This is a genomic window from Sandaracinobacteroides sp. A072 (assembly GCF_052616365.1).
Map to the genome: position 1 here is coordinate 161,573 of NZ_JBQXGU010000002.1, position 13,773 is coordinate 175,345.

Annotated in this window: 16 protein-coding genes and 1 tRNA gene; 12 read left to right on the forward strand and 5 right to left on the reverse strand. The window is 64.8% G+C overall.

Going from position 1 to position 13,773, the window contains the following annotated elements; all coding sequences use genetic code 11:
* The first annotated feature begins 96 nt into the window (after positions 1 to 96).
* Positions 97 to 837, forward strand: coding sequence for a S24 family peptidase (locus tag ACUJ46_RS06775; protein ID WP_445389708.1), 741 nt, complete (start codon positions 97 to 99; stop codon positions 835 to 837).
* Positions 838 to 874: 37 nt separating this feature from the next.
* Here ACUJ46_RS06775 and ACUJ46_RS06780 read toward each other — a convergent pair whose 3' ends face one another.
* The 4 genes from ACUJ46_RS06780 to ACUJ46_RS06795 all read right to left on the reverse strand — a co-directional run bounded on the left by ACUJ46_RS06780 (position 875) and on the right by ACUJ46_RS06795 (position 3,134).
* Positions 875 to 1,027 carry a hypothetical protein gene (locus ACUJ46_RS06780; RefSeq protein ID WP_445389709.1) on the reverse strand — a complete coding sequence of 51 codons (153 nt, stop codon included), beginning with the start codon at positions 1,025 to 1,027 and terminating at the stop codon, positions 875 to 877.
* A gap of 182 nt (positions 1,028 to 1,209) precedes the next feature.
* Positions 1,210 to 1,286: transfer RNA gene (locus ACUJ46_RS06785), tRNA-His, on the reverse strand.
* A 119-nt stretch (positions 1,287 to 1,405) separates the two neighbouring features.
* Positions 1,406 to 2,284 (reverse strand): LysR substrate-binding domain-containing protein, encoded by an 879-nt coding sequence (locus tag ACUJ46_RS06790; protein ID WP_445389710.1) that lies wholly within the window; start codon positions 2,282 to 2,284, stop codon positions 1,406 to 1,408.
* Between the two features lie 229 nt (positions 2,285 to 2,513).
* Complete coding sequence (locus ACUJ46_RS06795; RefSeq protein WP_445389711.1) at positions 2,514 to 3,134, reverse strand: hypothetical protein; 621 nt, start codon at positions 3,132 to 3,134, stop codon at positions 2,514 to 2,516.
* Between the two features lie 226 nt (positions 3,135 to 3,360).
* Here ACUJ46_RS06795 and ispH point away from each other — a divergent pair, with 226 nt between their 5' ends.
* The 10 genes from ispH (at position 3,361) to purQ (ending at position 11,585) form a co-directional block, all read left to right on the forward strand.
* Complete coding sequence (gene ispH, locus ACUJ46_RS06800) at positions 3,361 to 4,359, forward strand: 4-hydroxy-3-methylbut-2-enyl diphosphate reductase (protein ID WP_445389712.1); 999 nt, start codon at positions 3,361 to 3,363, stop codon at positions 4,357 to 4,359.
* Positions 4,360 to 4,396: 37 nt separating this feature from the next.
* Positions 4,397 to 5,344, forward strand: coding sequence for a homoserine kinase (gene thrB, locus ACUJ46_RS06805; RefSeq protein WP_445389713.1), 948 nt, complete (start codon positions 4,397 to 4,399; stop codon positions 5,342 to 5,344).
* Positions 5,325 to 5,780, forward strand: coding sequence for a ribonuclease HI (rnhA, locus tag ACUJ46_RS06810; protein WP_445389714.1), 456 nt, complete (start codon positions 5,325 to 5,327; stop codon positions 5,778 to 5,780). The genes thrB and rnhA overlap by 20 nt, the downstream gene beginning before the upstream one ends.
* A 26-nt stretch (positions 5,781 to 5,806) precedes the next feature.
* Complete coding sequence (locus tag ACUJ46_RS06815; RefSeq protein WP_445389715.1) at positions 5,807 to 6,772, forward strand: DUF808 domain-containing protein; 966 nt, start codon at positions 5,807 to 5,809, stop codon at positions 6,770 to 6,772.
* 45 nt (positions 6,773 to 6,817) lie between these two features.
* The gene (locus ACUJ46_RS06820) at positions 6,818 to 7,819 is read left to right on the forward strand and encodes an NADP-dependent oxidoreductase (protein WP_445389716.1); all 1,002 of its coding nucleotides are present in this window, start codon (positions 6,818 to 6,820) and stop codon (positions 7,817 to 7,819) included.
* Between the two features lie 138 nt (positions 7,820 to 7,957).
* Complete coding sequence (gene purC, locus ACUJ46_RS06825; RefSeq protein WP_445389717.1) at positions 7,958 to 8,740, forward strand: phosphoribosylaminoimidazolesuccinocarboxamide synthase; 783 nt, start codon at positions 7,958 to 7,960, stop codon at positions 8,738 to 8,740.
* Positions 8,741 to 8,751: 11 nt separating this feature from the next.
* Positions 8,752 to 9,648: an alpha/beta hydrolase gene (locus ACUJ46_RS06830; protein WP_445389718.1), complete on the forward strand. Its 897-nt coding sequence runs from the start codon at positions 8,752 to 8,754 to the stop codon at positions 9,646 to 9,648.
* 190 nt (positions 9,649 to 9,838) lie between these two features.
* Positions 9,839 to 10,594 (forward strand): PEPxxWA-CTERM sorting domain-containing protein, encoded by a 756-nt coding sequence (locus ACUJ46_RS06835; RefSeq protein ID WP_445389719.1) that lies wholly within the window; start codon positions 9,839 to 9,841, stop codon positions 10,592 to 10,594.
* 86 nt (positions 10,595 to 10,680) lie between these two features.
* The gene (gene purS / locus ACUJ46_RS06840; protein WP_445389720.1) at positions 10,681 to 10,923 is read left to right on the forward strand and encodes a phosphoribosylformylglycinamidine synthase subunit PurS; all 243 of its coding nucleotides are present in this window, start codon (positions 10,681 to 10,683) and stop codon (positions 10,921 to 10,923) included.
* On the forward strand, positions 10,920 to 11,585 hold the full coding sequence (gene purQ, locus ACUJ46_RS06845) for a phosphoribosylformylglycinamidine synthase subunit PurQ (protein WP_445389721.1): 666 nt from the start codon (positions 10,920 to 10,922) through the stop codon (positions 11,583 to 11,585). The genes purS and purQ overlap by 4 nt, the downstream gene beginning before the upstream one ends.
* Positions 11,586 to 11,651: 66 nt before the next feature.
* On the opposite strand, the gene ACUJ46_RS06850 is transcribed toward purQ, so the two are convergent.
* Complete coding sequence (locus ACUJ46_RS06850; RefSeq protein ID WP_445389722.1) at positions 11,652 to 12,419, reverse strand: queuosine precursor transporter; 768 nt, start codon at positions 12,417 to 12,419, stop codon at positions 11,652 to 11,654.
* 73 nt (positions 12,420 to 12,492) lie between these two features.
* On the opposite strand from ACUJ46_RS06850, the gene ACUJ46_RS06855 reads away from it, so the two are divergent.
* Positions 12,493 to 13,761 carry a DNA polymerase Y family protein gene (locus ACUJ46_RS06855; RefSeq protein ID WP_445389723.1) on the forward strand — a complete coding sequence of 423 codons (1,269 nt, stop codon included), beginning with the start codon at positions 12,493 to 12,495 and terminating at the stop codon, positions 13,759 to 13,761.
* Positions 13,762 to 13,773 lie beyond the last annotated feature (12 nt).

The following is a 13,773-nucleotide window of genomic DNA, read 5'->3' on the forward strand; positions in this document are numbered from 1 at the left end:
CCGGCAATCACGACGAATCGGCCAGCAAGTGTCTGATTGTTAATTTCCTACGTGTCTAGGATTATGACGATGTTCAATGTGATAGACGGAGACAGCATGACCAAAGCCAGCGACCTGAAAGCGCATGGGTCTGCCTCGTCAGCCATCGTTCCTTGCGAAAGCGCAGCGGAGCCGGTCGCGGAATCAGGCGTCGAACCCGGCCTTGCGGTGCGCACGCGCCTTGCCGCGATGATCCGGGCGGAAGGAAAGGGCTATGCCGCGCTGTCACGGCTGATCGGTCGCAACCCGGCCTACATCCAGCAGTTCATCAAGCGGGGCATTCCACGCCGCCTGACGGAGGAAGACAGGCGCAAGCTGGCAGCGCATTTCGGAGTCAGCGAAGTCTTGCTGGGCGGCCCTGCCCCCCGTGCGGATCAGCCAGCCATCAACCTTGCCCCCGAAGGCGCCATCCCTTCGGCATCCATCCCCATTCCATGGCTCGAAATGGACGGCGGCCAGAGGCCGCCACTGATGCTCGACCAGTCCGTCCTTGCGGGCATGGGCAGGATCCCGGCTTCATGCCTTGCGGCGATCGAGATGCGCGGCGATTCCATGGCTCCCACGCTGATGGCGGGCGATCATCTGCTGGTGAACCTGTCCGACACCCGGCCTTGCGACGGGCTTCATGTGCTCGAAAGCGATGCTGGCCTGACGGTCAAACGCCTGTCTCTCAACCCCGTCACGGGCCGCGTGACGATCCTGTCCGACAATGGCGCCTATCCGTCCGTCCCGGATTGCGACCCGGCAGCTTTGCGGTTGCGCGGTCGCGTTGTGTGGATGTGCCGCGCCCTGCCCTGAGGGCCGGCAGTCAGCAGTCTGGCAGAATATTCGCTGGTCAGCGCCGAAGAAAGCGTAACGCCACTGCGACAAGGCCGGCAATGGCGAGCCCGATCAGGGTTCCGGCGGAAGGCTCGCCAACGGCAAGGCCGATCCCCAGCCCGAGGAACAGCCCGACAGGAAGAAGCACGCCATAACCGCGATCCTGCATCAGCCGAACACTCCTTAGCGGGTCCATGATCCACGGGCCTGATCCTGCCAGGGTCAGGCCAGCACGGCCCATCCCCTGCCTGCCTTTGCCCTGGCTGTAAACAGGCCTTGCAGCCGCAACCATGACCCCTGCAAAGCAGAATGGGCGACGATCGGCATCAGGTTCCGGAAAAGTCTGAAAGGTGGGGCGACCGACGGGACTTGAACCCGCAACCTCTGGTACCACAAACCAGCGCTCTAACCAATTGAGCTACGGTCGCCATGACTAAGCCACGCCTGCATCGGCTGGCGGGACTGCGCGCATAAGCGCGCAGGGCGCTTCCCGTCAAGCAAAAGCCAACAATGCCACCCCGGCATTTTCGACTGGCCTGCCCGGTGTTCAGGCGGAAGCGCCGAAAACGTTCAGCAGGAAGCCATGAAAACGCTCGGCAGCCGGATCAAGCTCCGCGCGGCGCTGCAGAAGAACGCGCAGGTCCGGCAGGGATGGCAACCCCTCGGCATGGTTCAGCCTGTGCATGCCGGCCTGCAGGCTGGATCGGGGCAGCACACCGACGCCAAGCCCGGCGCCGACTGCTGCCTGAACGCCCGAGCGGGACTGGGTTTCGTAAACGATTCGGCGTTCAAGACCTATCTGGTCAAGCAGGCGCATCATCACCTGCCGCACCGGACAGGGATCGGTATGCACGACAAGCCGAAGCGGCTCGCCCGGAACCTCATGGGCTACTTCCGGTTCCGCGCCATCGGCCACGCACCATTGCAGCGGCTCGTGCATCAGCAGCGTGCCCGGCGCGTCCTCTTCGACATGGCACTCGATCAGCAGGTCAATGTCTTGTGCGGAGAGCGCTTCGGCAAGCTCCTCGGGCCCACCCGCCCGCACGCACATGTGAACCCGCGGAAAGGCGCGTGAGAAACGCGCCACCACCGCAACAAGATGCTCTGTCGCAAACCCCTCGGGCGAGCCGATGATGACCCTGCCTTCGACCATCGGCTCCGCCATCCGGCCGACAAGCTCGTCATTGGCGCCAAGGATGCGGCGGGCATATCCCAGAAGCAGAATTCCGGCCTGTGTCGGCTCCACGCCCCGGCCGCCGCGCTCGAACAGCCTGCATTCCAGCTGCTCTTCCAGGCGCTTCATCTGAAGGCTGATGGCCGACTGGGTGCGCAGCAGACGCTCGGCCGCACGGGTGAAGCTCCTGACTTCGACGATCGTCACGAAGCTGCGCAGAAGATCGATGTCAATGTTGCGGCGGTGGGGCATTCCGGCTCCAAACTGGGTTCTGGGCAATACGCAACATTATCACGTACAAGCTGGCAGACGACCTTACCGACGACCGGCGCGCGCGTCAGCGCTACATGGTTGAGCCTGCCGCCCTGTGGCCTGCTGCGCACTCGTCATGACCGGAAGTCCGGCGCGGCTCCTGTGCGGGCTTGGCCGGGCAGAATCAAGACGAGTTTGCGAATCGATAACAAAAAGCGGCGCGACCCGTCTATTTGCCCAGATTATAGGCCAGGCTCGCGTCGTCCAGCTGAAATCCGACAAGCACCTCGAATGTGGCGGCGCGAACGGCCGCCCTCACCTGCGGGTTGGACAGGGGGTCGATCAGGGCATCCGGCTCATCCGGCCGGCGCTCTCGGCTGATGCGTTCCTGGATTTCGGCCGGCAGGGTCACGGCCGAGCGATGCACTTCGGCGCGACCGCCGCCACGTGCTTCCGCCCGTGTCGCCCCTTCCTCGAAGACCAGCATGACGCCCGACTGCTGCTTGGAAACCAGCACATTGCCGCCCTGCGCCAGCGCCACGAAGACAGGAAGATAGACTTCCCGTCGCGGCCCCGCATCGCGGCGCTGCGCCGCCACGGTGAAGCTGACATCGGTGATGAGATAGTCGCTGCCCTCGATGCAGGCGCCACGCACGTCGACGAGCTGGGCCGTCAGGTCGATGGCATCGGCATTGCGGCTCTGCGCCGGATCGAACCGGGTGAGCTGCCCGGCATGAAGCGGAACGGCCACGGCAGGGCATGGGGACCGCTTGACCCTGAGCGGGTTCTGGTTGCAGGCAGAAAGCCCGAGGGCGGACAATGCCAGCCCGGCCAAGATCCATGGCTTCATCAACGCTTCGTCTCTCCTGTTCGGCTCAGCGCCATCCTTCAAGCCCGCATCCCCTTAGGCCCGCACCGGCCGCGTGGGAAGGGGCAGGCAGCACGGAAGCGGCGGGCCGTTCCCGCTTGCGGCGCCCGCCCCGGCCATGCCACCCTTCACAATTCAAATTCCAATTCGGTGCCGCAGCCCGGCGAGGGGGCTTCATGCAGGCCGCGGCATCGCCTAAGGAAGCGGCATGACCGATGCTTCCGCCAAGGCAACTGCCACCATTCCCGATGACGCCATACGCCATTCAGGGCTTCCCGCGCTTGATGTGCTGATCGCGGCGCCGCGCGGCTTCTGCGCCGGAGTGGAACGCGCCATCACCATCGTCGAACTGGCGCTGAAGAAATATGGCGCGCCGGTCTATGTGCGCCACGAGATCGTCCATAACCGTTTCGTGGTGGATAGCCTGAAGGCAGCCGGCGCGATTTTCGTGAAGGAACTGGACGAAGTGCCGGATGGCGGACAGGTCGTGTTTTCGGCCCATGGCGTGCCCAAGTCGGTGCCGGCCAATGCGCAGGCCCGCGGGCTTGACTGGCTGGACGCCACCTGCCCGCTGGTTTCCAAGGTCCACCGCCAGGCCGAGCGCATGGTCGAGCAGGGCCGCCACATCCTGTTCGTGGGCCACGCCGGCCACCCGGAGGTAATCGGCACCTTCGGCCAGGTACCGCCCGGCTCCATGACCCTGATCGAGACGGTTGCCGACGCCGAGGCGGTGACACCGCCGTCCGAGACGCTCGGCTTCCTGACCCAGACCACGCTTTCCGTCGATGACACCGCCGACATCATCGCCACCCTCCAGCGCCGCTTTCCGGCACTTCTGGGGCCGAAGGGCGAGGACATCTGCTACGCGACATCCAACCGGCAGACAGCGGTGAAGGCAATTGCCCGGCAGTGCGATCTGGTTCTGGTGATCGGCGCGGAAAACAGCAGCAATTCCCAGCGCCTGCGCGAGGTTGCTGAGCGCGAGGGCGCGCGCGCGCACCTGATCATGCGCGCGGAATCGATCGACTGGGCCTGGTTCGATGGCGCGAAGACCGTGGGCATCACCGCCGGCGCATCGGCGCCGGAAATCCTTGTGCAGGAAGTCGTCGATGCCATGCGCCAGCGCTTCGCCATCAATGTCCGCGAAGTGACGACGGCGACCGAGGATGTCGTCTTCAAGCTGCCGCGCGCCCTCAACCCGGCCTGAACCCGGCCTGACACCGCAACAGGAACGTACATCCACCATGGCTGTCTACACGACGGTTCCGGCCGAGGCGCTGGAAGTCTTTCTTTCCGGCTATGATACCGGGTCACTTCTGTCCGCCAAGGGCATTGCCGAGGGGGTCTCCAACAGCAACTTCCTGGTGGAAACCGAAACGGCCCGCTTCATCCTCACCCTTTATGAACGGCGGATCGACCTCGGCGACCTGCCCTTCTTCATCGACCTGATGGAGCATCTGGCCGATGCCGGGCTGCCGGTGCCGCGCCCCATCCGCGACCGGCAGGGACAAGCCCTCCAGACCCTGGAAGGCCGCGCCGCCTGCCTCATCCAGTTCCTGCCCGGCGTATCCGTCAGCCAGCCCACAGCCGCCCAGGCGAAGGCTGCCGGCGCGGCACTCGCCCGCCTGCATGTGGCGGGTGCATCCTTCCGCCAGAAGCGGCCGAACGGCCTCGGCCTGGCATGGTGGCAGGAAACGGCGGCCGAAATCGGCGTCGAGCGACTGGATGCCATCGAACCGGGCCTTGGCGGCCTTGTCAGCGCGCGGCTTGCCGACATCGGCGCTTCATGGCCTGCCGACCTGCCCGCGGGCATCATCCATGCCGACCTTTTCCCCGACAATGTGCTGATGCGCGGCAATGAGGTTACCGGCCTCATCGACTTCTATTTCGCCTGCACAGACCTTCTGGCCTATGATCTGGCCGTGCTGCATGCCGCCTGGGCCTTTCCGGCGGATGGGTCCGCGCCCATTCCCGGGCATGAGGAAGCGCTCTTTGCCGGCTATGAATCCGTCCGCCCGCTGACAGATGCCGAGCGCGCGGCCTTCCCGGTCCTCGGCCAGGGCGCGAGCCTGCGCTTCCTCCTTTCCCGCGCTCAGGACTGGTATGCCCCTGAAAGCGGCGCCCTCGTCTCGCGCAAGAACCCTCTGCCCTTCGCACGCCGGCTGGCCCATTATGCCGCCCGAACAGCCTGAGATCCGCATCACCACCGACGGGGCCTGCAAGGGCAATCCCGGCCCCGGTGGCTGGGCCGCCATCCTGCAGTGGAACGGCGTGGAAAAGGTGCTGCAGGGGGCAGAGGCGCACACGACGAACAACCGCATGGAAATGATGGCGGCCCTGCGTGCACTGGAAGCGCTGAAGCGCCCCTCCACCGTCAGACTCAGCACCGACAGCCGCTACCTGCTGGATGGCATGACCCGCTGGCTCCATGGCTGGAAACGGAACGGCTGGCGAAACGCCAGCAAGCAGCCGGTGAAGAACGCGGATCTGTGGATGGCGCTTGACCAGGCGGCCCGCCCGCATGTCATTCACTGGGAATGGGTTCGCGGCCACAGTGGCGACCCGATGAACGAACGCGCCGATTCGCTCGCGAACGAGGCCATCGCCGCTTTCAGGATGGCGGACTGACAGGATGGCGGACTGAGGAGAAGAGCATGGCAACCGGCCTGATTGCGCTGCTGGATGATGTGGCCGCCATTGCAAAGGTGGCTGCCGCGTCCCTTGATGACGTGGCGGCGGCAACCGCCAAGGCCGGGGCCAAGACGGCCGGGGTCGTGATCGACGATGCGGCGGTCACGCCCTCCTATGTCACGGGCTTCACGCCGGACCGTGAACTGCCGATCATCTGGAAGATCGCGCGCGGTTCGCTCCGCAACAAGCTTCTCATCCTGCTTCCTGTCTTCATCGCGCTCGCCGCCTTCCTGCCGCAGGCGCTGACGCCGCTGCTCATGGCGGGCGGCGCCTTCCTCAGCTTCGAGGCGGCGGAAAAGATCCTCGAAAAACTGGGGCTGCATCATGCCGGCCATGATCCAGACGTGCCCGTCAGCCTGGAAAAGGGCGATGTGGAATCGAAAATGGTATCGGGCGCCATCCGCACCGATCTCATCCTGTCGGCGGAAATCCTCGCCATTTCGCTCGGCGAACTGGGCAATATTGCGCTGGGCACCAAGGCAGCGGCGCTGGCCGGCGTTTCGCTGGCGGTGACGGTTGTCGTCTATGGCGCCGTCGCCCTCATCGTAAAGATGGATGATGTCGGCCTCAACCTCGCCGCGCGGCCCGGCAGCGGCACCCAGGCCATCGGCCGCGGGCTGGTGACAGGCATGCCGAAGCTGCTGGCAGCGTTGAGCGGCATCGGCACCGCCGCCATGGCCTGGGTTGGCGGCGGTATCATCGTCCATGGCCTTGAGGAACTGGGCATTCTCACCGCCATCCCCCACGCCATCCACGCCCTTGCCCATGCAGCCGGCATGGCAGCCCCGATGGCCGGCGACGCCATTGCATGGATCACGCAGGCAGCGCTTTCGGGCCTGCTGGCGGTCGTGCTCGGCATCATCATCGCCCTTGCCATCGACCTCGCCGGGAAAATCGCACCCGGCAAGAGAAAGGGGCAGCAGCATTGACCGGCAGCGGCTAGACAGGGTCCACAACAAATGAGGGAGAAGAGCATGACCCAATCACGGGAGATCCGCCTGAAGAGCCGCCCTGTCGGCCTGCCGGCGCCGGAGCATTTCGAAATGGCCACCACCACCCTGCCGGAACCGGGCCAGGGCGAAGTGCTGGTGCGCAACCTGTTCATGTCGGTCGATCCCTACATGCGTGGCCGCATGTATGACCGGCCGAGCTATGTGCCGCCGTTTGCCGTCGGCGCACCGCTCGAAGGTGGCGCCATCGGCGAGGTGGTGCAATCCGGCGACCCGTCACTGAAGCCGGGCGATCATGTGATGTCGATGATGGGCTGGCGTGAAGCTTTCGTGGCGCCGGCAAACACACTCGAGAAGCTGCCGCAGATGGCTGGCGTTCCGACGCAGGCCTGGCTCGGCGTCATCGGCATGCCGGGGCTCACCGCCTATGCCGGCCTGCTTGCCATCGGGGAACCGAAACCCGGCGAGACCGTCTTCGTCTCGGGCGCGGCTGGCGCGGTCGGCTCGATCGTGGCGCAGATCGCAAAGATCAAGGGCTGCACGGTCGTCGCCTCCGCCGGCACCGATGCCAAGTGCGAGTGGCTGAAGAGCCTCGGAATCGACCATGTCATCAACTACCGCAGCTGCGGCAACCTGCTGGAAGCGGTGCACAAGGCGGCCCCCAAGGGAATCGACGTCTATTTCGACAATGTCGGCGGGGAACATCTGGAAGTGGCGATCGAACTTGCCCGCCCCTTCGCCCGCCTTGTCGAATGCGGCATGATCTCGGGCTACAACGCCACCGAAGCCGAGCCCGGCCCGAAGAACATCATCATGATCGTGGGCAAGTCGATCAGGATGCAGGGCTTCATCGTGACCAACTATGCCCACATGCGGCCGCAGTTCATCGCCGACATGTCCGGCTGGATCGCCGAAGGGCGCATCAAGTGGGAAGAAACCATCGTCGATGGCCTGGAAAAGGCCCCCGAAGCCTTCATCGGTCTCTTCTCCGGCTCCAACATGGGCAAGATGCTGGTTCGCGTGTGACAATGGGCTGACAATGGCGAAAGGGGCAGGTCGCCTCGCGGCCTGCCCTTTTCCATTGCGGGAAAGCCGCCTTGCGTTGCTCCCGCGTGCGGAACAGGCTATGCCCCGCCGTTCAAGTGATCCCAAGGAAGCACAGACATGTCCCGCCGCCGTCAGATCTACGAAGGCAAGGCCAAGATCCTCTATGAGGGGCCGGAGCCTGGAACGCTGATCCAGTATTTCAAGGATGATGCCACGGCGTTCAATGCCCAGAAGAAGGGCACGATCACCGGCAAGGGCGTGCTGAACAACCGCATCTCCGAGCATCTCTTCACCCTGCTCGGCAGCATCGGCATCCCCACCCACTTCATCCGCCGGCTGAACATGCGCGAGCAGCTCGTCCGCCAGGTGGAGATCATCCCGATCGAGGTGGTGGTGAGGAACGTCGCCGCCGGCTCGCTTACCAAGCGCCTCGGCATCGAAGAGGGAACCCAGCTTCCGCGCACGATTCTGGAATATTATTACAAGGATGATGCCCTCGGCGATCCGATGATCACCGAAGAGCATATCGCCTGCTTCGGCTGGGCCGGCCAGGACGAACTGGCTGACATCGTGGACATGGCCATCCGCACCAATGATTTCCTCACCGGCCTGTTCGCCGGAATCGGAATCCGCCTGGTCGACTTCAAGCTGGAATTCGGACGCCTCTGGGAAGACGACTACAGCCGCGTCATCCTAGCCGACGAGATCAGCCCCGACGGCTGCCGCCTGTGGGACATGAAGACCAACGAGAAGCTGGACAAGGACCGGTTCCGCCGTGACCTTGGCGGCGAAGTCGAGGCCTATCAGGAAGTGGCGCGCCGCCTGGGCCTGCTGCCCGAAGGCGCGGATGGCGAAATCCTCGACCTGGACGAGGCCCGCAAGGCACGCACCACGAAATGAGGGTTCCGGCCGTGTTCGCTGCGTGCCTCATGGCGGGCGCCGCCATCGCCCAGCCGAAGCTGCCGGACCTGCCCCGCCTCTACACGCTGCGCACTGTCAGCGCGCAGCCGGCCGCCGCGCCCGATGCCGTGCTGCCCTATGGTGATGCCCCGTCGCAGATCGTCGAACTCTTCCTGCCGCAGGGCGAGCCGGCAGGCCCGCGCCCCGTCGTGGTGCTGCTGCACGGCGGCTGCTGGCTGAAGGTGGCTGCCGGGCCTGAGCTGATGCGCCCGGCAGCGGCTGCCTTTCTGGAAAAAGGCTATGCCGTCTGGTCGATCGGCTATCGTCGCGTCGATGAGGATGGCGGCGGCTATCCCGGCACATATGCCGATGTCGGCCAGGCGCTCGACCTTCTGCGCGACCATGCCGAGGCGCATGGCCTCGATCCCGGCCGTGTCGTGCTGTTCGGCCATTCGGCCGGTGCGCATCTTGCACTCTGGGCAGCCGGACGCCACCGCCTTCCCGAGGCCAGCCCGCTGAAGACGGCTGACCCGTTGAAACCGCGCGGAGTCGTGACCGTCGGCGGTTTCGCCTCGCTGAAGGACTGGCCGCGCGAGATTGCTGTCAGCTGTGGCGCAGCCACGGTGGAGCGGATGCTGGCCCCCGGCGAAGGGGACGATCGCTTTGCCGACACATCGCCAGACCAGTTGCTGCCCAGCGGCGTGCCCACTGTCCTGATCCACGGCGTCTATGACGAGGTGGCCTACCCGGCCATGGGCCTGCATTTCGCAAGGTCTGCGCGTGCCGCCGGGGACCGGGCGGACCTGCAACTTGCCCCGGTGACTGGCCACTTCGAAGTCATCGCGCCCGGCACACGGGCATTTGCGCAGGCGATGGCCGCCGTTGAAACCCTGTCGCCACTTAAATGACCCTCGCCCGACCAGTGACGTTAACCTTGTAAGAATTATTTACAATCCTGATATGACTCAAAAATCCAAGTTATTGTAAACAGATAATTTATTTACAATTTCCTCTTGGCACAATTCCTGCACGTTCTTTTTCGACCCCTGCTACCTCCCTATGCGGTGACAGGAGCCAGTCAAAAACAGGAGGTGTCCCATGACCATATCCAAGCTTCTTCTGGCATCCGCCGTTGCCTTTGCTGCAACGTCCGCAAACGCCACCATCCTCACCGTCTTCGACGATCTCGATGCCGGACCCGCCGCCTTCGACGCGACGGTCATTGCAGCCGGCAGCACCGTCAACCTCGACAACTGGGCCAACATGCCCTCTGGCGTGACGTCGGTTGATCGGGGTGACTATGTGATCACCCGCAACGACGGCAGCCTTCTCAACAATCAGGGCGTCTATTCGAACTGGCCCACTTTCACCCGCACCACCACGGGCCAGACCTACGACATCAGCCCCTATGGCAGCGGCCCCGGCATCGATGCCATCGGTTCGGGCATCACCCTTACCTTCGGCAGTGCCGTGAACGCCGTGGGCTTTGAAGTGGGTGACTGGGCGACCTGCTGCCAGCCGTCGCGCCTCTACATGTCCTTCGATGATGGTGCGCCTATCCTTGTCGGTGAATCCCTGACCTTTGGCGATCAGTTCCTGACCGAAGGTGGCGCCATCGTGTTCGTCTCGGCGTTCGACGATTCGGGCGATTTCACCAAGGTGCAGTTCTGGGGCGACGGATTCGGCGAATATCTCGTGTTCGGCGGCACCGTGCGCTACGCTCTGCTCGATCAGGGAACCCTGCCGCCGACGCCGGGCATTCCCGAGCCGGCCACCTGGGCGATGCTGATCGCCGGCTTCGGCCTCGTGGGCTTCACCGCCCGCCGCCGCCGCACGGCGATGACGGCCGCCTGATCCCTTGCGGGCATGAACAAGGAAGGGCGGGGTGCGCAAGCGCCCCGCCCTTTCCTTTTTTCCCGTCCCGATGCATAGGCCCAGCCATGAAATCCGCCCGCAAAGCCCGAGTCACCGTCTCCCTCAAACCCGGCGTCCTCGACCCGCAGGGCCGCGCCATCCAGCATGCGCTGGAAGGCCTCGGCTTTGGCCAGGTCAGCGATGTGCGCGTGGGCAAGGTGATCGAACTGGATGTCGCCGAAGGCACCACTGAGGAACAGGTGGCTGAAATGGCGCGCAAGCTGCTTGCTAATACGGTGATCGAGAACTTCAAGGTAGAGCTGGCGTGAAGACCGCCGTCGTCGTCTTTCCCGGCTCGAACTGCGACAGGGATCTCGCCGTCGCCCTCGAACTGGTGACGGGCCGCAAGCCCCTCATGCTCTGGCATGATGACACAGACCTGCCCGAAGGCCTCGATCTCATCGGGCTTCCCGGCGGCTTTTCCTATGGCGACTATCTGCGCTCCGGCGCGATCGCCGCGCGTTCGTCGCTGATGCGCGAAGTCGTGACGGCAGCCGGGCGCGGCACCCCCGTTCTTGGCATCTGCAACGGCTTTCAGGTGCTCACCGAAACCGGCCTGCTTCCGGGCGCGCTGATGCGCAACGCCGGGCTGGATTTCGTGTGCCGCGATGTCGCCCTCGAGGTGGTAACAACCGACAGCCCCTTCACCCGCGCCTATGGCGCCGGCGAGCATGTGTCGATCCCGGTGGCTCACCATGACGGGAATTTCCAGGCCGACCCGGAAACGCTGGACCGGCTGGAGCAGCAAGGCCAGGTGGCCTTCCGCTATGCCGAAGAGGTGAATGGTTCCGCCCGCAACATCGCCGGCATCCTGAATGATCGCCGCAATGTGCTTGGCCTGATGCCGCACCCCGAGCGCGTTGTGGAACCGGCCCATGGCAACACGGCCGGCCGCCGCCTTTTCGAGGGGCTTCTGGGCGTTCTGGCCTGAACGATCCTGAACGCCTGAATGGGGAACACGGCCTGAACAAATCAGGCCCTTTCCCCGTGCAGGCCATCAGATCTTCGTGCGGAAGGGCGTGAAGTCGGTTTCCGTGTCGAACACGTCCAGCCCTTCGGCCTTCTTCATGCGGTTGACCACCTGGTAGGTCACTGGCGTCAGCAGCGCCTCCCAGCCCACCTTCAGCAGATAGTTGGTCAGCATCACTACGCCGATCAGCTGCGGCTCCCAGATACCCCAGAAGGCCAGAGGGTAGAAGATCAGCGTGTCCACGCCCTGCCCCGCCACGGTCGAGCCGATGGTGCGGGTCCAGAGGTAGCGGCCCTGGGTCAGCAGCTTCATGCGCGCCATGACGAAGGCGTTGGTGAACTCGCCCGCCCAGAAGGCGAGGATCGAAGCCGCGAAGATGCGCGGGGCCTGCCCCATGACGGCGGCAAGGGCTTCCTGCCCCTCCCACCCTTCGGCTGGCGGCATCGCCACGATCACGGCGGCCATGGCGGCGGCAAAGATGGCGGCAACAAAGCCCACCCACACCACGCGCCGCGCACGGGCATAGCCATAGACTTCCGTGAGCACGTCGCCGAGCACATAGGACAGCGGAAAGAAGAGGATTCCGGCGCCGAAGGTGACAGCGCCGACGAGCGGCAGGTCAAGCGTTGCGACCTTGCCCGCGCCGATCAGGTTCGAGCAGATAAGGATGACAGCGAAAGCCGCCATGCAATAATCATAATAGCGCAGCCTCTGGCCTTCGATGGCGCGGGCGCCAATGGCGCGGACTCCACCGGGCTCTTCGACCACAAGGCCTTCCAGATACTGCTTGTCCATCCGCAACCCTTTCGCTGCACAGACAATTGCAGGCAAGCTGGACCGAGGCAAGCGTTCACTGTATGTTCTGATCATGCCCGACCCCACCCCCCTGCGATGGCTGTATCTCGACCTCAACAGCTATTTCGCGAGTGTCGAGCAGCAACTGAACCCCGCCATCAGGGGCCGCCCCGTGGCAGTCGGGCCGGAACGGGTGGACAGTGGAACCATCATCGCCGCCAGCTACGAGGCCAAGGCGTTCGGCATAAAGACAGGCATGCGCGTGGGTGAGGCGAAACGCCGCTGCCCCGGCCTCGTCTTCGTGGGCGGGGAGCATGGCCGATACTCAGAATACCACCGGCGAATCATTGCCGAAGTCGGGCGCCACATTCCTGTCACCGCCGTCTGCTCGATCGATGAAGTCGCCTGCCGCCTGCTCGACAACGAGAACCAGCCGGATTTCGCCATGGCGCTGGCACAGCGTGTGAAGGACGGAATCCGGGCGAATGTCGGCGAATGCCTCACATCCTCCGTCGGCATCGCGCCCAGCCGTCTTCTGGCCAAGATCGCCGCCGACATGCAGAAGCCGGATGGCCTGACACTGTTGCAGGCGGGCGACCTTCCCGGCGCGCTGTCCCGGCTTGCACTGTCGGACATTCCCGGCATCGGCCCCCGGATGCAGCAGCGGCTGGCGCTTCGCGGCATCGGCACCATGGATGATCTGATCCGGCTTGGCCCCAGCGGCGCGGCCACAGCCTGGGGTTCTGTCGTGGGGGCGCGGCTATGGCATGCGCTCAATGGCCTCGATCTGCCGGAACCGCCAAGGCGAAGCCGCTCCGTCGGGCACAGCCATGTGCTCGCCCCGCAGATGCGCGACATGGAAACGGCCCGCATCACGGCCCGGCGCCTGCTTCTGAAGGCGGCCAGCCGGCTGCGCGCGGTAGAATGCGTCACCAGCCTGCTCACCCTTCATGCGCGCTTCGAATCCCGCCGCAGATGGAACCAGACCGCCCGCCTTGCCGCAACCGACGACAGCTTCCCCCTGCTCGAGGCCCTCGCCCGCCTGTGGCAGAGCCTTGCGCGGGACATCGGGCATGACCGCATCCACACCATCGGGGTCAGCCTCGATGACATGAAGCCCGCCGCCGGCATGCAGGGCTCTTTGTTCGATCCGCCGGAAAGGCCCACCCGCGCCATTGCCGCAGCCATGGACAGGCTGAATGGCCGCTTCGGCCGCCACGCCGTCACCCTTGGCCCCGTGGCGACCGGCCGGGCCAGGCTGATCGGCACGAAGATCGCCTTCGGCCGCATTCCCGCAGAGGCGGACTATGACGGCACGCACATGGCCGAAGATGGCTCGTAACGGATGACTTGC